The organism is Bradyrhizobium sp. Pa8, assembly GCF_052588265.1.
Genome location: NZ_CP176767.1, coordinates 6390439 through 6408362, shown reverse-complemented (window position 1 = coordinate 6408362; position 17924 = coordinate 6390439). Strand labels below are relative to the sequence as shown.

The window sequence follows — 17924 nt, the reverse complement described above, 5'->3', positions numbered from 1 at the left end:
ATTGCGAACGCGCTCCACTTGCTCCGCTGTCATTCCCCGCGCAGGCGGGGAATCCAGTACGCCGCGGCGTTTCGATTCAATCACGTCCGTCACGGAGTACTGGATCGCCCGCCTCCGCGGGCGATGAAAGCGAATATGCGGAGAGTGTTAGCCCCAATCGTCATTGCGAGCGCAGCGAAGCAATCCAGAAATCCCTCAGCCGAAAGATTCTGGATTGCTTCGCTGCGCTCGCAATGACGGTGTGAAGAGAAGTCGCTCTTGGCTGCTATTGCTGCGTGCCCAGCAGCGGCGCGAGCAGGCCGCGTGTCACGCCGGGCGGCACGGCATCGAGGCCGAGCACGCTGCTTGCGGCCGGCAGTGCGGCGTCCGCCATCGCGGCGTGGCCTTCCGCGCTTGGATGTACGGCGCCGCCGTAGACGGCGGAGAGCACGCCCCAGGTGGCGTCGTGGATGTCGGTCGGCTGGCTCGCCGCCGGCAGACCTTGCGGATAGGTCATCGCGGCAAAATAGCTGTCATTGGCATCGCGGATCCAGCGCGCGCGCGGCAGGTAGGCGCGATACTCCGAGGCGCTGCGGCCGCACAGCATCGGCTGGCTCGCCGCGCTCACGATATCGGGATTGAAGCTCTGGCCGTTCTCGGCGAAACATGTGCGGTCGAATTCGGGATCGTTGCTCGCATGGGCGCAGAAGCCGTGATCGGCGAACGCCGCCTGGTGCGAGTCCACGAAGGTCATGCGATCGGCTTCGGGATCGCGGCACAGCGCCCCGCGCGTGCAGGTGGCGAGCCCCTTCAGCTGCGGCAGGAATTCGGTGTCGACGAAGGTCGATACGCGGGCCAGGCGCTGCGGATCGGCGTTGAAGGACGGATGGATGTCGAACCCGGCGCGGCCGCCGCGGCAGGGTACGCCACCATCGGCGAGCGCGGGATTGGCGTAGGAGACATAGACCACGTGCGAGAGATCGCCGCCGACGAGCGGCTTCAGCGCCTCGCGCAGCTTGACGAAATTCTGTGGCAGCTCGCGCGCCAGCGCATCGCGGGAATCGTCGACGCCCGCCATCACGCCGGAGCGGCGGAACAGCGCGCGCTCGGTCGCGGTGTCGACGATGACGTCGGCGACGAGGCCGGAGAAATAGACGTCATTGGCACCGACCGAGAGCAGCACGAGATCGAGCGTGCGGTCCGGTTGTCGCTTTTTTGCCGCGGTGAGCGCCTCGCGCAGCTCGGCGACCTGTGCGTTCACGCTGGTGTTGCAGACGCCGGTCTTGCCGGGCGGGCATTCGCGGGCGCGTTGCGAGCCGAGCAGTCCGTCGCCGATGCTGGCGCCGGTGCAGGCGAGCGGCAGAAAGGTCACCGCGATGTGGGTGTAGCGCACCGCGAGCGCCAGCGCGGTGCGGGTCTGGTAGCTGTAGAGCGAGCGATGGCAGGGTGAGTTGAACCAGAGCGCGCCGTAATGCTGCCAGTTGGCGAGCGTGTCGGGTGCCTCGCAGGCGCGGCCACCTTTATAGCCGGCGCGGCTCGGCCGGTAGTACTGCGCACCGGCGGTACCGAGATAGGAGCGGAAGCAGAAGCCCTCGTCCGACAGCGCCAGCGGCCGGTCGGGATTACCTTCGCCGGAGGCGATGCTGTCGCCCAGCCCGGCGACGAAGATGTCGCGGACCTGGATCTCGGTCTGGACGCGCTGGGTCGGATCGGAACCGGAGGAGACGTCGACGCTCGCGACCGTCTGCTTGCCGTAGCGGACGCGCAGGTTGACCGGCTCGGCGCAGTCGAAGGTCGAGGTCTGCGGCCCGTCGCCGTCGTCGAACGACCAGGCGCAGGTGGCGCCGACCGGCACTGCACCGGTCAGGCGCACGGTCACCGGATGGTCGATCGGGGTGATGTAGTTCTCTTTGACGTTGTCGCGGGTGCAGGGCTGGTTGACCCGGCCCTGGAGGTCGATGCAGAGCCGGTTGACCATGTTGCGGGCCCAGCCGCGGCCCTCGCTCTGGAGCTCCAGCGACTGCTCGGCGGCGAGGATGCTGCGGTTACGCGCGTTCTCGACATGGAGCTGGAAGTCGCGCTCCTCGCGGAACAGGCGGAAGCGGTTGCGCACCTCCCAGGATATTTGCATCGCACCGGCGTCCTGCGCGGCGGCGCGCTCGAGCGGCAAAGACGTCAGAATCCCGGCAAGCAGCAGGAGGCCTGCGGGGAGGATGCGAAAGGAAAAAGGGATCATGGCCCGCGTGTTCAACGGCAAAGTTGAGGCGGAAATAAGAGAGCATTGCTGCCCCGCCCGCAACCTCTGTCTGACGGTCGCCCGCCCGCCTTACCGCTTGCTGGCCTGTCGCAACGACCGCTCGCGTTCCATCGCTGCCACCTGCTTGGGCAGGTTGGCTTGCGCGCAGGCCTCGGCCAGCCGCCGCCGCTCCTGCCAGGGCTCGACCACGTTCATCCAGAGCTCGCGCGCGCCCATGATGGAGATGGCGAGGCCGAACGGGATCACGAAATAGAGGATGCGGAAGACCAGCAGGGTCGCCAGAAGCTGTTCGCGGCCGAATTCGGGCAGCGCGACCAGCATGGCGACATCGAACACGCCGATCGAGCCGGGCGCGTGGCTGGCAAATCCGATCAGCGTCGCCAGGATGAACACCACCGCCAGCGACATGAAGTCGATCGACGGATTGGCCGGCATCAGCAGGTACATCGCCGTCGCGCAGAAGCCGAGATCGACCACGCCGATCAGGATCTGGACCAGCGTCAGCGGCGCCGAGGGCAGCACCACCTTCCAGCCCTTCTGGCCGAGCTCGCGGCGCTTCTCGCCCATGCAGAGCCAGACCAGATAGGCGCCGATCGAGGCGAGGCCGCCAAGCCCGATCAGCCGATTGATCGACGACGGCAGTTGATCCATCGATGAGGCGGCATCCGGATGGATGACCATGCCGATCGAGAGCACGAAGATGTTACCGAGCCAGAAGGTCAGGCCCGACAGGAAACAGATCTTCGCGACGTCGATCGCGTTCAGCCCGTAGTCCGAATAGATCCGGAAACGGATCGCGCCGCCGGTAAAAACGGTGGCGCCGATGTTGTGGCCGATCGAATAGGACGTGAAGCTGGAGAGTGCTGCGATGCGATAGGGCACATGTTTCTTGCCGATCGTTCGCAGTGCAAAATAGTCGTAGAAGGTCAGTGTACAGAACGCGAAGACGACGCAGATCGCCGCCAGCCCGATATTCCCGCGGGGAATCTCGGTCAACGCGGTCAGGATGACGCCGGTATCGATGTCCTTGAGAGTGCGCGCAAGCGTGGTGATCGCGAAGGCGATGATGAAGACGCTCGCGGCAACGCCGAGCCGTCGCCAGCCGATCCATCTCTTGAAGCCGCGCTTCAGCGCGGGCAGCAGTCCGTGCATTCATCCTCCCGGCGGGGGGCAAGACCGATCGGCCAGATATTGGCCGGTCGGGTGCGATCACTGCCCGAAATGGGCTTCGACCGCTAGGCATGATGTAGCTCATTTAAGGCAAAAACAGCGACTTGTGCAGCCCTTGACAACGATAGGTTCTGCGTTCGACCGATAGGTTCTGCGGTGGACCGCCGCTTTTGTCATATGTGGTTCATATCGGGCGCGCGTTAAGCATATGAGTCGAGGCACTTGCCTGGAACGCGCGTCCGCATCTTGACATGATTTTGTGTCCGCCCGCAGTCGGCATTGTTCCAACGCAAGCGATGCGAGCTTTTTTGGAACGTCGGTACCGTGCGCCGGTTAGCGCTCCATCAGCAATCGAACATGGCGGAATCATCGGCTTTTCGTGCGAGCCGACGCCTCCGTGTTCCCGAAACCGAGAGGATCGGAACGATGGGACTGTTCACAAAAGACATCAAGACCATGAACGACCTGTTCGTGCACCAGCTTCAGGACATCTATTATGCCGAGCAGCAGCTCACCAAGGCGCTGCCGAAAATGGTAGATAAGGCCACCGATCCGCAGTTGAAGCAGGGCTTTTTGACGCACCTCGAAGAAACCAAGCAGCACGTCAAGCGGCTCGAGGAAGTGTTCAAGATGCACGGCGCGCAGGTGAAGGCGGTCGACTGCCCGGCGATTGACGGCATCATCGAGGAAGCCGACGAGACCGCCGGTGAAGTCGCCGACAAGGCGGTGCTGGACGCCGCCCTGATCAATGCCGCCCAGGCCGCGGAGCATTACGAGATCGTCCGCTACGGCAGCCTGATCGCCTGGGCCAAGCAGCTCGGCCGCAACGACTGCGCCACCGTGCTCGCCAAGACGCTGGAAGAAGAGAAGGCGACCGACAGGAAGCTGACCACGCTCGCCGAGAGCAAGGTCAACCTGCGCGCGGCGAGCTAGGGCCGGGCGTAGCCGCGAAAGGCGTCGCGCGGTCATCCGCGCGGCGTTCGCGTATGACGCATCCATCATTCGGTCATTGTCGAAACATGACGGCGGGCCGGTAGCGTATGTTTCGCATGGGGCTGCAACCGAGGTGGCAGCATGCGAGCCAGCACCATCAAATGTGAACCTCTCGACGACGGAGCCGGCGCGCAGCGTGCCGGCTCGCGCCTTGCAACCTCCCTCATGCTTGCCGCGATGAGCCTCGGCTATGGCGTCGTCCAGCTCGACGTCACCATCGTCAACACCGCGCTGGATGCGATGGGAAAATCGCTCGGCGGCGGCGTCGCCGAGCTGCAATGGGTTGTCAGCGCCTACACCATCGCCTTTGCCGCTTTCATCCTGACCGCCGGTGCGCTCGGCGATCGCATCGGCGCCAAGCGCATCTTCATGGCCGGGTTCGCCATCTTCACCGCGGCCTCGCTCGCCTGCGCGATGTCGCCCAATGCGGCCGTGCTGATTGCAGCGCGGCTGGTGCAGGGGCTGGCGGCGGCGATCCTGGTGCCGAATTCCCTGGCGCTGCTCAATCATGCCTATGCGGACGACCGCGAGCGTGGTCGCGCCGTGGCGGTCTGGGCCGCCGGAGCCAGCCTGGCGCTCACTGCCGGTCCCTTCGTCGGCGGCGCGCTGATCACGCTGGTCGGCTGGCGCGCGATCTTCCTGGTCAACCTGCCGATCGGTCTTGCCGGCTTGTGGCTGAGTTGGCGCTACGCCAGCGAGACCACGCGGTCGCGCGCGCGAGAGATCGATCTGCCCGGCCAGCTCGCCGCGATCGGTGCGCTGGGCGCGCTTGCCGGCGCGATCATCGAAGCTGGCGTGCTCGGCTGGAGCCATCCAGCCGTGATCGCGGCATTCGTTGCCTCAGCCGCATTCGCGGCGCTCTTCGTCTGGCGCGAGAGCCGCACCGTGCAGCCGATGCTGCCGCTGTCGCTGTTCAGTCACCGGCTGTTTACCCTGACCACGATCGTCGGCCTCCTCGTCAACATCGCGATCTACGGCCTGATCTTCGTGCTGAGCCTGTATTTCCAGAGGATCAACGGGCTGTCGGCCTGGTGGACCGGGCTCGCCTTCGTGCCGATGATGGGCGCAGTGCTGCCCGTCAACCTGCTGGCGCCGCGTCTGGCCGAGCGCATCGGCTCGTGCCCGACCATCGTGGCCGGCGCCTGTATCTCGGCGCTCGGCTGTCTCGGGCTGCTCTGGACCGAAGCCGGGACCAGCTACTGGGCGATCTTTGCGCAGATGATCGCGATCAGCGGTGGACTTGGCCTGCTGGTGCCGCCGCTGACCTCCACCTTGCTCGGCAGCGTCGACAAGGCGCGCTCCGGCATCGCCGCCGGCGTCCTGAACGCGACGCGGCAGACCGGCAGCGTGCTCGGCGTCGCGCTGTTCGGCTCGCTGGTGGCCTCGGACAGTGCATTCATGACGGGCCTTCACCAGTCGCTAATCATATCGGCGGCCGTCCTGCTGCTCGCCGCCGTTGTGATCGGCCTCGGCGCAAATGCACCTGACACAAAGGCGTAAGGGCACTCAATGTGAGCAATCACACACATTCTCTGTTCACCATTCCCGAAACCGGCACATAGCCGGTTACCGACTGTCCATCTCTGCCGGCTCTAGTGCGGTTGGAATAGGGGCCGGCAATGTATCAAGTTCTTTACTGCCTGACGGATCAGCACGACTGGCGTCTGGTCGCACTCGGCGGGGCGGTGTGCCTGCTCGCCAGCGCGGCGGCGATCAGCCTGTTCCACCGCGCCCGTGCGGCGCGCGGGGGAGCTCGCGTATCGTGGGTCGCGCTCGATGCCGTCGTCGCCGGCGGCGGCATCTGGGCAACCCATTTCATCGCGATGCAGGCTTACGGGCCCGGTGCGGGCGGCGCTTACAACATTCCGTTGACGGTCCTGTCGCTGATCTTCGCGATCGCGGTCACCTTCATCGGGCTGAGCATCTCGGTGTCGGTGACACGGGCGGGCCTGGTTGCGCTCGGCGGCGCCGTCGTTGGTGGCGGCGTTGCCGCCATGCATTACACCGGCATGATGGCGCTCGAGATTCCCGCGCACATCGGCTGGGCGACCGGCACAGTGACGGTCTCGATCGTGCTCGGCATCGTCCTCGGGTCGCTTGCCCTGGTCGTTGCGGGGCGGCGCGACAGCCTTGCGGGCGCGCTCGGCGCGACGGTGCTGCTGGTGCTTGCCATCGTCTCACATCATTTCACCGCCATGGGCGCCGTGGAGCTGACGCCGGATCCTGCGGTCGCGATCAGCGGCCTGTCGATCCCGCCGGCCTCATTGTCGATCCTCACCGCCAGCGCCGCCGCTGCGATCATCGCGATCGCGCTCGCGGCGGCTCTGCTCGACCGCCGCGCCAAGGGCGAACTGGGACGCCAGCAGGTCGTGTTGGATACCGCGCTCGAGAACATGTCGCAGGGATTGTGCATGTTCGATGCGGACGGCAAGATCCAGCTCTTCAACGAGCGCTACGCAGCGATGCTCGGCCGCACCGACATTCCGCTCGCCGGCCGCCTGCTCGTCGACGTGTTGCGGGAAGAGCAGGCCAAGGGCCAGTGGCAGGGCGATGCGGGCGAATTCTTCGCGCGCCTCGTGGCCGACGCGCGCGAGGGCCGCACGACGAGCCAGGTCGTCACCCGGTTCGGTCGCTCCATCCGCGTCGTCAACCAGCCGATGCAGGGCGGCGGCTGGGTCGCGACCTTCGAGGACATCACCGAATGGCTGGAGGCGCAGGCCAAGATCTCGCACATGGCGCGCCATGACGCGCTGACCAATCTGCCGAACCGCGTGCTGTTTCACGAGCAGCTCGAGCAGGGACTGCGCAGGGCGAAGTCGGGCGACCAGCTCGCGGTGCTGTGCCTCGATCTCGATCACTTCAAGGACATCAACGACTCGCTCGGCCATCCCATCGGCGATGCGCTGCTCAAGGAAGTCGGTCGCAGGCTGAAGGCTACTGTCGGCGCGAGCGACACCGTGGCGCGGCTCGGTGGCGACGAGTTCGCCGTGGTCCAGATCGGGCGCTCCGAGGAAGCTGCGGCGCGAGCCCTTGCCGGCCGCCTCGTCGAGGTGATCTCTGCGCCTTACGAAATCGACGACCACCAGATCGTGATCGGCGTCTCGATCGGCATCTCGCTGTCGCCGCAGGACAGCGACAATCCGGACGAGTTGTTGAAGAACGCCGACCTCGCGCTGTACCGCGCCAAGGCGGACGGCCGCGGCACCTATCGTTTTTTCGAGACCGGCATGGATGCGCGCGCGCAGGCGCGGCGGCTGCTGGAGATGGACTTGCGGGCGGCGTTGCTACGCGACGAGTTCGAGGCGTACTACCAGCCCATCCGCGACGTCGCCAGCGGTCGCGTCGTCGCCTTCGAGGCGCTGCTGCGCTGGAACCATCCGCAGCGTGGCCTGATCGCCCCAATCAACTTCATTCCGGTGGCCGAGGAGACCGGCCTCATCGTCCAGCTCGGCGAGTTCGTGCTGCGCAGCGCCTGCGGTGACGCCGCCACCTGGCCGGACGATGTCGATGTCGCCGTCAACCTGTCGCCGGTGCAGTTCAAGAGCCCGAACCTGATCGCATCCGTGACCGATGCGCTGGCCGCCTCGGGGCTCGCGGCGCGGCGGCTCGAGCTCGAGATCACCGAATCGGTGCTGCTCCAGAACAGCGAGGCGACGCTGACCACCCTGCACGAGCTGCGCGCCATGGGCGTGCGGATCTCGCTCGACGATTTCGGCACCGGCTATTCGTCGCTGAGCTACCTGCGCAGCTTCCCGTTCGACAAGATCAAGATCGACCGCTCCTTCGTGTCCGAGCTTGCGACGCGCGAGGATTCCATGGCGATCATCCGCGCCGTGACCGGCCTTGGGCGCAGCCTCGGCATCGTCACCACGGCGGAAGGCGTCGAGAACGACGCCCAGCTCGAGCTGCTGCGGCGCGAGGGCTGCACCCAGGCGCAGGGCTATCTTTTCAGCAAGCCGCGGCCCGCATCCGATGTCGCGTTGATGCTGAACCGGCCGCGGCTCCGCGTCTCGGCCTGAGGTCTAGCCGCGGCGCAGCGCGAAGTGCGCGCCGCAAAACGCCATCACGGCGCCAAGACATAGCGCGGCGAGCCCGGCGAGCACGCCCGAGACGGACGGGATCGGGCTCGGCGCCGAGGCTACCTGGCCCGCACCGGCAAGCAGCAGCACGCCGACCGCGATCAGGAACTGCCGCATCCGCTGCGGGATCTGCCCGGAGACGGCGCTCTGCATCAATGTCGCCGTGAAATAGCCGCCGGAGAAACCGACCGTGGCAATCAGCCACCAGGCGATGGCTGCGCCCGCGGGTATGAATTCGTGTGTGTCGGAATGCCAGAGCCCGCCGAGGTCGAGCCCGTAGCGCGCGCCCAGCATGTGCACCGCGAGCGCGAGCAGCACGCCGGAGATCACGGCGGCGCCCAGAATCAGGCGGCGCGGAAAAAAGGTCGTCTCAGCCATGCCCCGCTTGTAGGATGGGCGAGGGCGATCGCGCAAGCCGATCGCAGGCGGGATTGCGCGGACGGGATTGATTGTGGAGATGCAGGTTTCGGGAGCTGAGGCGGCTTCGGTCACGAGCTACGCCTACAAGGCGTCGCTGATCGGCTCGGCGCATCGTTTCGAGCTGACGGACGCGGGCCTGTCCTGGCACATCGCCGGCCGCTCCGGCCTGTGGCGCTATGACGAGATCTCGGCGATCCGGCTGTCGTTTCGCCCGGTGTCGATGCAGCAGCACCGCTTTCGCGCCGATCTCAGCCACACCGGCGGCGGCCGCATCAGGATCCTGTCGACGAGCTGGCAGACCGCAGCGCTGATGGCGCCGCAGGACAACGGTTTTCGCGATTTCATCATCGAGCTGCACGCACGGATGGCGCAGGCCGGCAGCCGCGCCGAATTGACCGCAGGCCTCGGCCGCAAGACCTATGCGGCGGTGCTGGCGTTTTTGGCGGTGCTGACGGTGGCCATGGCCGGGCTGTTGATCCGCGCGCTCCTGATCGGCGAATTCGCCGGTGCGCTGTTCATCATCGGTTTGGCCGCGCTGTTCGCCTGGCAGGTCGGCGGCTTCGTGCGGCGCAACCAGCCGCACAGCTACAGTTTTGATCGTGTGCCGAAGGCCTTGCTGCCTTAGGTGCAATCGGCCGCAATCAAACGTGACTTCGTGCTCCTGCGCCGGTGTCGCATCGTGCTGTTATGCCAACCATGGATCGCAACAGGCGCCAGCCTACAGCGGATGAGATCGTCGAGATCAACCGCACGCATCTGATCGATACGCCGCTCCGGCCGGCCGATCTGTTGTTCATGTTCGGCACCCGCGAGGACGTTGGCTTGCGCGCCGACACCGCCGCGAGGCTGTGGCGCGAGGGCCTTTTCCGCTGGTCAATTGTCAGCGGTGGCGTGACGCCGGGCTCGGAGCAATCTGAGTGCACCATCATCAAGGCAGCGATGGTCGCGGCCGGCATTCCGGCGGACCTCATCCTCGAGGAACATCGCGCGATGAACACCGGCGAGAACGTGATCTTCTCGCTGCCGATCGTCGATGCGGCGCTTGGACTGCGAAACGTCCGGAGCGTGATCTGCCTCGGCAACACCTGGACGGCGCGCCGCTACCCGATGACGCTGCACCGGCACTGGCCTGAAGCCGAGAAGATGCTGCTCACCGTCGACAGCTTTGCGACGCCGCGCGCGCTCTGGCACACCGATGTCGAGTTTCGCCGGCGTGTCCTGCACGAATGGGACAAGATCGAGCCGTACAAGGCGAGGGGCTTCATCGCGGAATGGCCGGCGGCCTGAGCAGCGAAGGGTCGGATCCTTGTCGTGACGCGTTTTCGAACCGGTATCACTTCGCTCGCAACGCTCTCTCTACTCCGTCGAGTCGAAATCCTCTTCCTTGGTGCCGAGCAGCGACACGAGCGTGCGCAGGCCGGAGTCGAGCTGCTCGAGCGAGGGCGGGGCGAGCGCGAGCCGTACCGCGTTCGGTGCATGTCCGTGCGCAATTGCAAACGTCGAGGATGGCGTCAGTGCGATGCCGCGCCGGGCTGCTGCGGCGACGAAGGTCTGCGAGCGCCAGTGTGGCGGCAGCGTCAGCCACAAATGATAGGAGCGCGCGTCGGCCGCGATCTGGTAGCCGGCGAGCAGCCTTGCCGCGGTCTGCTGCCGGCGCGCAGCGTCGATCCGTTTCAGCCGCGTCAGCTCGGCGACGGTGCCGTCGGCCATCAGCCGCTGCCCCGACGCCAGCGCGTGCCCCGAGGCGATCCAGCCGCCGGTCCGCACCGCGCTCATCACGCTCTCGCGCAGATGCGGCGGGGTGACGAGGATGCCGAGCGCGAGGCCCGGTGCGACCTTCTTGGACAGGCTGTCGATCACGATGCAACGGTCCGGCCCGAGCGCTGCCAGCGGCGTGTCGTCGGCGAGGAAGCCGTAGACGGCGTCCTCGATGATGGTGAGATCGAGCTTCTCGGCGACGCGCATGATGTCGGCGCGTCGCGTCGCGTTCATGGTGACGCCGAGCGGGTTCTGGATGATGGGCTGGAGATACAGCGCCGACAGATGCGCTTCGCGATGCGCCTTCTGGATCGCATCGGGACGCGCGCCAAATTCGTCCATCGGAATCGGGACCAGCGTCACACCCAACCGCGCCGCGATGCTCTTGACGTAAGGGTAGGTCAGCGCCTCGACGCCGCAGCGGCCGCCGGTGGGAACGAGAGCGGCGAGCGCGGCGGCGAGCGACTGCTTGCCGTTGGCGGTGAAGACGATCTGCTCGGCCTGCGGCGTGAAATCCTTGCGCGCGAGATAGGCGACGGCTGCATTGCGCGCGCTCTTGGTGCCCGTGCTGGTCGAGACGCGCAGGGCAGATTCGAGCGCATCGACGCGCTCGAGCCCGGCAAGGCTCTTGGCGATCATCGCCCATTGCTGCGGCAATAACGGATAATTGACCTCGAAATCGATCCGCGCGTCGCGCGGCTCGCTCAACGCCTCGACCTCGCGCTTGATGTCGCCGGAGATGAACGTGCCGCGGCCGACCTCGCCGACGACGAGCCCGCGGCGAAGCAGCTCCGTATAAACCCGGCTCGCGGTCGAGACCGCGATGCCGCGGTCATAGGCAAAGTTGCGCTGTGGCGGCAGCCGGTCGCCGGGCCTTAACGTGCCCTTAGTGATATCGGCCGCAATGGCATCGGCAAGCTTCACGTATTCGAACTTGGACATTATTGCACCGAGAGCAATGTTTTACTTGCTCCGAGTAGTGTACTGGAGCATTTAAGTTCCATCAAGTTCCGCGATTGAGCCGAGGAGAGCGAGAGCAATCCGATGGCAAATGAGGTGCAGGCGCTCGCAGCGTCCGTGCCAACGGCACCTGCTTCGCTGCGCGGACAATAGGCCGGAGAAGAAAAATGACCACGATCTCGCAAACTGCCGGGCGGAGTTTACGCCCATCCTCGTCGGGCGGATTTTTCGGCGCCCTCGCCAACGCCGCCCATGCGCTGTTCGACCGCCTGGAGCGCCGCTCTGCCGTCAAGACGCTGAACGAGCTCGACGACCACGCCTTGCGCGACATCGGGATCACGCGCAGCCAGATCGAGGACGCCGTCTACGGGCAGTTCAAGGCCGAGCTGACGCGGTATCTGTGAGTTCGTTTGGCCGCCACGCCCGGCAAGTCCGGCGTAGTGACAATGCCTCCGCATCGTCATTGCGAGCGGAGCGAAGCAATCCAGGCTGTCAACGCGGAAAGACGCTGGATTGCTTCGCTGCGCTCGCAATGACGGCGTTTGTTGTGGCGATCAATGCCTGACCACCAGCACCGAGCACTTGGCGTAGCGCACGACGTGCCCGGCATTGGAGCCAAGGAAATAGGTGCGCATCGCCGGCCGGTGCGAGGTCATCACGATCAGGTCGGCCTTCATATGCACGGCTTCCTCCAGGATCTCGTGGTAGATGCCGCCCTGGCGCACCACGCTGGAAATGCGCCCCGTCTCGATGCCTGACTCCCGCGCGACGATGGCGAGCGCTTCCTCGGAGGTCTGGCGCTGCTGCTCGTCGAAATCGGCCGGGACATATTCGGCGAGCATCACCGGCGTCATCGGCAGCACGTTGAGCAGTCGTATCGATCCGCTCCAGGTCTGCGACAGCGTTACCGCGGTCGCGAGCGCCGGCTTGGCTAGATCGGTGTCGGCGAGGTCGATGGGCACGAGGATGGACTTGAACATCTGCGCCTCCCAATTGACCAAGCTGGATCAACCGGTCGAGACGGCGCGCCCCGCGCGTCTCAACCCGATCGAAGCAGCTTGGGGCTGACGAACAGCACCAGTTTGCCGCGGCGGTAGGCCACGTCACCCCAATCCTTGACGTCAAAGTCGAAGATCGCAAGCCCCGACGTGGGCAGATTGTGAGCGAGCGCCTTGGCGCCGGCCGGATCGCCGCCGCCCATCAGCATCAGCGCGGCCTCGTGCATGCCGGGATTGTGGCCCACCAGCAGCAACTGCTTCGGGTCGGCCGGAACGGTTGCAGTGCGAATGGATTCCAGGATCTGGGCGGGATCGGCGCCGTAGAGTTCGGGCAGGACCTCCACCTGCGGCGCCGCGACGCGGTCCTTCATCGTCTCCCAGGCAATGTCCCAGGTCTGCCGGGCGCGGACGGCGTGCGAGACCAGCACGGCCTTGGGGAAGGGGGGATGGGTGGCGAGCCAATCCCCGATCTGCGCGGCGTCCTTGTGGCCGCGGTCGTCGAGGCGACGATCCTGGTCACGGCCGCTCGGCGCGTCAGTCTCGGTCTTGGCGTGACGCAGCAGCATCAAACGGCGCATGGTCTTCTCGAATCGTTACGCGTCCAGAATAATCTACAGGCGCCGGTTGAGGACAAGGTGACAAGGGCCCGATCGGTCCTTTAAGAAAACGACATGAGCGAGACTTTCACAAGCGTGTCCCAGGAAGAAGCCGGCTTTCGTGAACGCACGCGACTGTCGTTTGATCTCGACGCCGACATCTGCGTGATCGGGGCCGGGCTTGCCGGGCTCTCCATCGCGCTGGAGGCAGCCCGGCTCGGGGCCAGCGTCGCGGTGCTCGAGGGCCGCCATATCGGCTGGAACGCCTCCGGAAACCAGCTCGGCGCCGTGATGCCGGGCTTTGCGCTGCCGCTCGCCGATTTGATCGAGCGCATCGGCTTCGAGGACGCGCGCGAATTGTGGACACTGGCGAAGGAGGGCGCCGAGTTCGTCCGGGCCAACGCCACCGAAGAGAACATGCCCGGCATCGGCTCAAGCGATGGCGTGCTGGAGGTCTCCAACGTCGATGCCGGCGACCGGCTGATCAGCCGGTTGCAGATGCTCCATGAGGATTTCGACACGGAGGTCGAGGGCTGGCAGGTGGATCGCGTCCGCGAGGCGCTCAAGACCGACCGTTACTTCCACGGCGTCTATTATCCCCGGGCGTTCCAGCTCGACGGCCGCAAATATGTGCACGGCCTCGCAGCGCTGGCGCGGCGAGCGGGAGCGCGCATCTTCGAGGATACGCCGGTCGTCAGCATCGATCATTCCGGCATCCGCAAGCGCATCGTCACGCCCTCGGCGCGGCTGCGCGCCACCCACATCGTGCTCGCCGGCAACATCCACCTCGGCGCGCCCTTGAGGCGCCTATCGGAGACGCTGCTGCCGGTCTGGCGCTATGCCGGGATTACCGCGCCGCTCGGCGAGCGCGTGCACGAGATCGTGACGTTCAAGGGATCGGTGATGGATTCCGACGGGGTCGACCATTTCCGTGTCGTCGACGGCGACCGCCTGATGTGGGAAAGCCCCGAGACCACCTGGGCCGCGCGTCCGCAGCGCTTTGCGAGCGCGGTCAGGCGGCGGATCAGATCGATTTTCCCCCAATTCGGCGATGTCGAGATCACCGACATGTTCGGCGGCGCCACCGGCCAGACCGTGCACGGCATGCCGCAGATCGGCCAGTTGCGCAAAGGCCTGTGGGTGGCGAGCGGGTTCGGCCGCCAAGGCATGAACACCTCGGCCATGGCCGGACAGCTGATCGCGCGCAGCATTTTGTGGGGCGACGACCGCTGGAAGCGGTTCTCGCCATTCGAACTGGTCTGGGCGGGCGGCACGACCGGACGGGTCGCGGGCCAATTGGTGGGAGTTTGGGGCAGGGCGAGTTCCGCCGCTGCAGGCTCGCTCGCCCGCTACCGCGAGCGGGCCCGCGTCAAGGACCGGGAGCGCGAGGCGCGGCTGGCCGAAGCCAACCGGGCCGCCGGCACCGGTCCGCGCCGTCCGCCGCCGGGCGTCCGGCCGCGGCCGGCCCCTCCGCCGAAACCTGCCGCCGAGGGCGTGGAACCGGCTCGGCAAGGCGACGTCGTCTCGCAATAAGTTGAGAAAAACCGCGCCCGGACGTGTAACGTCGGCCGTTAGAGCCCGTATCTCAGGGCGTGGACTCCCCGCGCACGGAGAATGAGATGTTTGACCGCCGCATCCTGCTGACGACTGTTGCCGGCCTGTTCGGCCTTTCGGCCTTCCGCTGGCTGAGAGGAACGCCTGCCGAGGCTGGAGAGAAGGCCACGCAAAAATTCGAGATCGAGAAGACGGACGCCGAGTGGCGCGCCCAGCTCACGCCGCAGCAATATGAAATCCTCCGCAAGGAGGGCACCGAGAGGCCAGGCTCCAGCCCGCTGCTCAAGGAACACCGCAAGGGCATCTTCGCCTGCGCCGGCTGCGACCTGCCGCTGTTCTCGTCCGAGACCAAGTTCGAGAGCGGCACGGGTTGGCCGAGCTTCTACCAGCCGATCGAAGGCAATGTCGGCAAGACCGAGGACCGCACCTTCGGCATGGTGCGCACCGAAGTGCATTGCCGGCGCTGCGGCGGCCATCTCGGCCACGTCTTCGACGACGGTCCGAAGCCGACCGGATTGCGCTATTGCATCGACGGTTTCGGACTGGTCTTCCACCCGGTCGCCGCGTCGGCCACGTAGGTCTCGCTGGAGTCGCTCCGGAGCGATGCGTGAGCATCGAATCCGGAATCTCGCGATTCTCAGGTGCGCAATTGCGCACCTGAGTTCGGTCCTGCGGACCGCCCCGGGATGACCCGATGCCCCGGCAATTGTTGCCGCCCCGGCAATTGTGCCCCGGTCATCGGACCGGGGCCTGCCCACTCAAGTCATTGATTTCCTGAGAATACCCGCATTGGCATAGCCCTTGCGACTGTCTCTTCCGACTGCGGCCATGGTCGACCGGCCGCCGAGATCGGATCTGGAGACAAAGTTATGGGTATCTTCGATGCAATGAACACCTCGGTGGGTGGCCTGCAGGCGCAGTCCTACGCGCTGCAGAACATTTCCGGCAACATCGCGAACTCATCCACCACCGGTTACAAAGGCATCGGGACCAGCTTCGTCGATCTCATTCCCGACGCCTCGGTGCCGAGCAAGCAGGTCGCGGGCGGCGTGACGGCCAACGCCAAGGCGACCATCACCACCCAGGGTACGATCTCGTCCTCCTCCGTCGCGACCAACATGGCGATCACCGGCGACGGCTTCTTCTCGATCCAGAAGGCGACTAACGTCGTCGACAACTTGCCGCAGTTCAGCGGCGTCACCTACTACACCCGCCGCGGCGACTTCCAGCTCAATTCCAACGGCAATCTCGTCAATGGCGCCGGCTACTACTTGATGGGCGTCACGGTCGACCCCAAGACCGGCAACCCGACCGGCAATGTGGCGTCCGTCCTGAAATTCCAGAACAACTTCATCCCGGCGCAGGCGACAACCTCGATCCAGTACGCCGCGAACCTGCCGAGCGTGCCGAACACGGGGGCGAGTTCGACCGCGGCGAGCGGCACGCTGCTGGCGGCCGGCGGCCTGAATCCGTCTGATTTTGCCGCCAACCCGCTGATCGTCGGCACGCCGCCGCCGCCCTATTCGAATGCGACGGTCTCCGGCGCAGCCGCTACCGGCAATCTGCGCTCGGCCTATACGGCGACGACCGCGACCGGCTCGGTGCCACTGCTGGACAGCGCTTCGGCGGTGGCAACTGGCAGCACGTCTCTCGATGCCGGCTTGGCCACGCATCTCAACACCAGCCTTCTCACCAACCTGGCCGGCAAGTCGTTGACGGTCAACGGCCAAACAATCAACTTCGACAACACCGTCTCGGGCGTTTCGACGGTTGCGGGCCCCCCTGTCGTCACCACGGTTGGTCTGAAGTCGCCCACCAGCGCACTGATGTCGGATGTCCTCAGCGCGATCGCGTCTGGAGCCGGCGTTCCCGCCTCCAGCGTGACTTTGAATGCCAGCGGCAACATCCAGATCACAACCAGCACCACGGCCGACGTGACGATCGGCGGCACTGCGGCAGGATTACTCGGCATCAGCAGCGTGACGCGCGGCGGTAACGTGCTGTCCACCCCCGCGATTACGAGTGGTACACAGCTCGGCGGCACCGCGCAGCCCGGCGGGGCGGAAGTCCTCTCGACGCCCTTCGTGGTCGGCAACACGATCCAGGTCAACGGCACGGGAGCTGCCAATACGATCACCTTCGTGGCCTCCGGCGCTACCCCTCCGAACCAGATCAACATCACCGACTCCATAGCGACTTTGCTCAGCCAGATCGACACGCTCAGCGGTGCGAGCGGTTCTTCGATCAGCAACGGCGTGATCACCCTGAATACCGGTATCGCCAATCCCACCTTGACGGTGACGAGCCCCAACAACAGCAGCGCCTTCGCCGCGCTCGGCTTCACGTCGTCCGTTTCCAAGAACCGCGGCGGTGGCGGCACTGCCGGCACCGGCGGCGTGATCGGCAACGACATCGCCACGTTCACCAAGGAATCGATCAGCGGCGGTGCGGTCACCGCCTACAACGCCGCGGGCACGCCGGTGAACCTGCAGCTGCGTTGGGCCAAGACCGACAGCGCCTCACTGGGCACCGGCCATTCCGACACCTGGAACCTGTTCTACCAGACCGATCCGAATGCGACCGGCACGACGGTCGGCTGGGTCAACACCGGGCAGGCCTTCACCTTTGCCAGCGACGGCTCGCTGACCTCGCCGAGCGGATCGGGCATCACCATCAACAACGTCAGCGTCGGCGGCCAGTCGCTCGGCTCGGTCGCCTTCAACATGTCCTCGGGCGGGCTGACGCAATATGCCAGCACCAGCGGCGCGGTGACGATCAACACCATCACGCAGAACGGCTACGCCGCCGGTCAGCTCCGCTCGGTCGCCGTCAACAACAGCGGCCTCGTGGTCGGCACCTTCTCCAACGGCCAGAACCTCAACCTCGCCCAGGTGACGCTGTCGCACTTCAACGGCACCAATTACCTCAAGGCCCTCGACGGCGGCGCCTACGCCGCGACCGAACAGTCGGGCACTGCGATCGACGGCGCGTCGGGCAGCATCAGCGGCTCGTCGCTGGAAGGCTCGAACACCGACATCGCCGACGAATTCACCAAGCTGATCGTGACCCAGCAGGCCTATTCGGCCAACACCAAGGTGATCACGACAGCGAATTCGATGGTGCAGGATCTTTTGAACGTGTTGCGCTGATCGGCGCGTGA

General features: G+C 65.8%; 15 protein-coding genes. 9 read left to right on the top strand and 6 right to left on the bottom strand.

Features of this window, described 5'->3' with window-relative positions:
* Positions 1 to 265: 265 nt before the first annotated feature.
* Positions 266 to 2215, bottom strand: a complete 1950-nt coding sequence (locus ACKWRH_RS30455) for a hypothetical protein (RefSeq protein WP_445216515.1) — start codon at positions 2213 to 2215, stop codon at positions 266 to 268.
* 90 nt (positions 2216 to 2305) lie between these two features.
* Positions 2306 to 3388 carry a lysylphosphatidylglycerol synthase transmembrane domain-containing protein gene (locus ACKWRH_RS30450; RefSeq protein ID WP_028148544.1) on the bottom strand — a complete coding sequence of 361 codons (1083 nt, stop codon included), beginning with the start codon at positions 3386 to 3388 and terminating at the stop codon, positions 2306 to 2308.
* Positions 3389 to 3832: 444 nt separating this feature from the next.
* Between ACKWRH_RS30450 and ACKWRH_RS30445 the strand changes: the two genes are divergently transcribed.
* From ACKWRH_RS30445 to ACKWRH_RS30435, 3 genes are all read left to right on the top strand, one after another.
* Positions 3833 to 4339, top strand: a complete 507-nt coding sequence (locus ACKWRH_RS30445; RefSeq protein WP_445216514.1) for a YciE/YciF ferroxidase family protein — start codon at positions 3833 to 3835, stop codon at positions 4337 to 4339.
* Between the two features lie 141 nt (positions 4340 to 4480).
* Positions 4481 to 5899 (top strand): MFS transporter, encoded by a 1419-nt coding sequence (locus ACKWRH_RS30440; protein WP_445216513.1) that lies wholly within the window; start codon positions 4481 to 4483, stop codon positions 5897 to 5899.
* A gap of 119 nt (positions 5900 to 6018) precedes the next feature.
* Positions 6019 to 8418, top strand: coding sequence for a bifunctional diguanylate cyclase/phosphodiesterase (locus ACKWRH_RS30435; protein ID WP_445216512.1), 2400 nt, complete (start codon positions 6019 to 6021; stop codon positions 8416 to 8418).
* Between the two features lie 3 nt (positions 8419 to 8421).
* Here ACKWRH_RS30435 and ACKWRH_RS30430 read toward each other — a convergent pair whose 3' ends face one another.
* Complete coding sequence (locus ACKWRH_RS30430) at positions 8422 to 8856, bottom strand: hypothetical protein (RefSeq protein WP_028158298.1); 435 nt, start codon at positions 8854 to 8856, stop codon at positions 8422 to 8424.
* A 79-nt stretch (positions 8857 to 8935) separates the two neighbouring features.
* Between ACKWRH_RS30430 and ACKWRH_RS30425 the strand changes: the two genes are divergently transcribed.
* Together ACKWRH_RS30425 and ACKWRH_RS30420 are read left to right on the top strand one after the other, a co-directional pair.
* Entirely contained in the window at positions 8936 to 9523 is a 588-nt protein-coding gene (locus tag ACKWRH_RS30425; protein ID WP_445216511.1) for a hypothetical protein, read from the top strand.
* Between the two features lie 62 nt (positions 9524 to 9585).
* Positions 9586 to 10185 carry a YdcF family protein gene (locus ACKWRH_RS30420; RefSeq protein ID WP_445216510.1) on the top strand — a complete coding sequence of 200 codons (600 nt, stop codon included), beginning with the start codon at positions 9586 to 9588 and terminating at the stop codon, positions 10183 to 10185.
* Positions 10186 to 10254: 69 nt separating this feature from the next.
* Here ACKWRH_RS30420 and ACKWRH_RS30415 read toward each other — a convergent pair whose 3' ends face one another.
* On the bottom strand, positions 10255 to 11598 hold the full coding sequence (locus ACKWRH_RS30415; RefSeq protein WP_028148537.1) for an aminotransferase-like domain-containing protein: 1344 nt from the start codon (positions 11596 to 11598) through the stop codon (positions 10255 to 10257).
* A gap of 185 nt (positions 11599 to 11783) precedes the next feature.
* Here ACKWRH_RS30415 and ACKWRH_RS30410 point away from each other — a divergent pair, with 185 nt between their 5' ends.
* Complete coding sequence (locus ACKWRH_RS30410) at positions 11784 to 12020, top strand: DUF1127 domain-containing protein (RefSeq protein WP_445216509.1); 237 nt, start codon at positions 11784 to 11786, stop codon at positions 12018 to 12020.
* 150 nt (positions 12021 to 12170) lie between these two features.
* Here the strand turns inward: ACKWRH_RS30410 and ACKWRH_RS30405 are convergent, their stop codons facing one another.
* Positions 12171 to 12596 carry a universal stress protein gene (locus tag ACKWRH_RS30405; RefSeq protein WP_028148535.1) on the bottom strand — a complete coding sequence of 142 codons (426 nt, stop codon included), beginning with the start codon at positions 12594 to 12596 and terminating at the stop codon, positions 12171 to 12173.
* 59 nt (positions 12597 to 12655) lie between these two features.
* Positions 12656 to 13192, bottom strand: a complete 537-nt coding sequence (locus ACKWRH_RS30400) for a SixA phosphatase family protein (protein WP_445216508.1) — start codon at positions 13190 to 13192, stop codon at positions 12656 to 12658.
* A gap of 93 nt (positions 13193 to 13285) precedes the next feature.
* Here ACKWRH_RS30400 and ACKWRH_RS30395 point away from each other — a divergent pair, with 93 nt between their 5' ends.
* The 3 genes from ACKWRH_RS30395 (at position 13286) to ACKWRH_RS30385 (ending at position 17913) form a co-directional block, all read left to right on the top strand.
* Positions 13286 to 14743, top strand: a complete 1458-nt coding sequence (locus ACKWRH_RS30395; protein ID WP_445216507.1) for an NAD(P)/FAD-dependent oxidoreductase — start codon at positions 13286 to 13288, stop codon at positions 14741 to 14743.
* An 86-nt stretch (positions 14744 to 14829) separates the two neighbouring features.
* Complete coding sequence (gene msrB, locus ACKWRH_RS30390; RefSeq protein ID WP_445216506.1) at positions 14830 to 15342, top strand: peptide-methionine (R)-S-oxide reductase MsrB; 513 nt, start codon at positions 14830 to 14832, stop codon at positions 15340 to 15342.
* A gap of 291 nt (positions 15343 to 15633) precedes the next feature.
* Complete coding sequence (locus tag ACKWRH_RS30385) at positions 15634 to 17913, top strand: flagellar hook-basal body complex protein (protein WP_445216505.1); 2280 nt, start codon at positions 15634 to 15636, stop codon at positions 17911 to 17913.
* Positions 17914 to 17924 lie beyond the last annotated feature (11 nt).

What these genes read in the sequence shown, in the direction of transcription:
- ACKWRH_RS30455 (WP_445216515.1), bottom strand. Translation starts at nt 2,215, where the DNA reads ATGATCCCTTTTTCCTTTCGCATCCTCCCCGCAGGCCTCCTGCTGCTT.
- ACKWRH_RS30450 (WP_028148544.1), bottom strand. Translation starts at nt 3,388, where the DNA reads ATGCACGGACTGCTGCCCGCGCTGAAGCGCGGCTTCAAGAGATGGATC.
- ACKWRH_RS30445 (WP_445216514.1), top strand. Translation starts at nt 3,833, where the DNA reads ATGGGACTGTTCACAAAAGACATCAAGACCATGAACGACCTGTTCGTG.
- ACKWRH_RS30440 (WP_445216513.1), top strand. Translation starts at nt 4,481, where the DNA reads ATGCGAGCCAGCACCATCAAATGTGAACCTCTCGACGACGGAGCCGGC.
- ACKWRH_RS30435 (WP_445216512.1), top strand. Translation starts at nt 6,019, where the DNA reads ATGTATCAAGTTCTTTACTGCCTGACGGATCAGCACGACTGGCGTCTG.
- ACKWRH_RS30430 (WP_028158298.1), bottom strand. Translation starts at nt 8,856, where the DNA reads ATGGCTGAGACGACCTTTTTTCCGCGCCGCCTGATTCTGGGCGCCGCC.
- ACKWRH_RS30425 (WP_445216511.1), top strand. Translation starts at nt 8,936, where the DNA reads ATGCAGGTTTCGGGAGCTGAGGCGGCTTCGGTCACGAGCTACGCCTAC.
- ACKWRH_RS30420 (WP_445216510.1), top strand. Translation starts at nt 9,586, where the DNA reads ATGCCAACCATGGATCGCAACAGGCGCCAGCCTACAGCGGATGAGATC.
- ACKWRH_RS30415 (WP_028148537.1), bottom strand. Translation starts at nt 11,598, where the DNA reads ATGTCCAAGTTCGAATACGTGAAGCTTGCCGATGCCATTGCGGCCGAT.
- ACKWRH_RS30410 (WP_445216509.1), top strand. Translation starts at nt 11,784, where the DNA reads ATGACCACGATCTCGCAAACTGCCGGGCGGAGTTTACGCCCATCCTCG.
- ACKWRH_RS30405 (WP_028148535.1), bottom strand. Translation starts at nt 12,596, where the DNA reads ATGTTCAAGTCCATCCTCGTGCCCATCGACCTCGCCGACACCGATCTA.
- ACKWRH_RS30400 (WP_445216508.1), bottom strand. Translation starts at nt 13,192, where the DNA reads ATGCGCCGTTTGATGCTGCTGCGTCACGCCAAGACCGAGACTGACGCG.
- ACKWRH_RS30395 (WP_445216507.1), top strand. Translation starts at nt 13,286, where the DNA reads ATGAGCGAGACTTTCACAAGCGTGTCCCAGGAAGAAGCCGGCTTTCGT.
- msrB (WP_445216506.1), top strand. Translation starts at nt 14,830, where the DNA reads ATGTTTGACCGCCGCATCCTGCTGACGACTGTTGCCGGCCTGTTCGGC.
- ACKWRH_RS30385 (WP_445216505.1), top strand. Translation starts at nt 15,634, where the DNA reads ATGGGTATCTTCGATGCAATGAACACCTCGGTGGGTGGCCTGCAGGCG.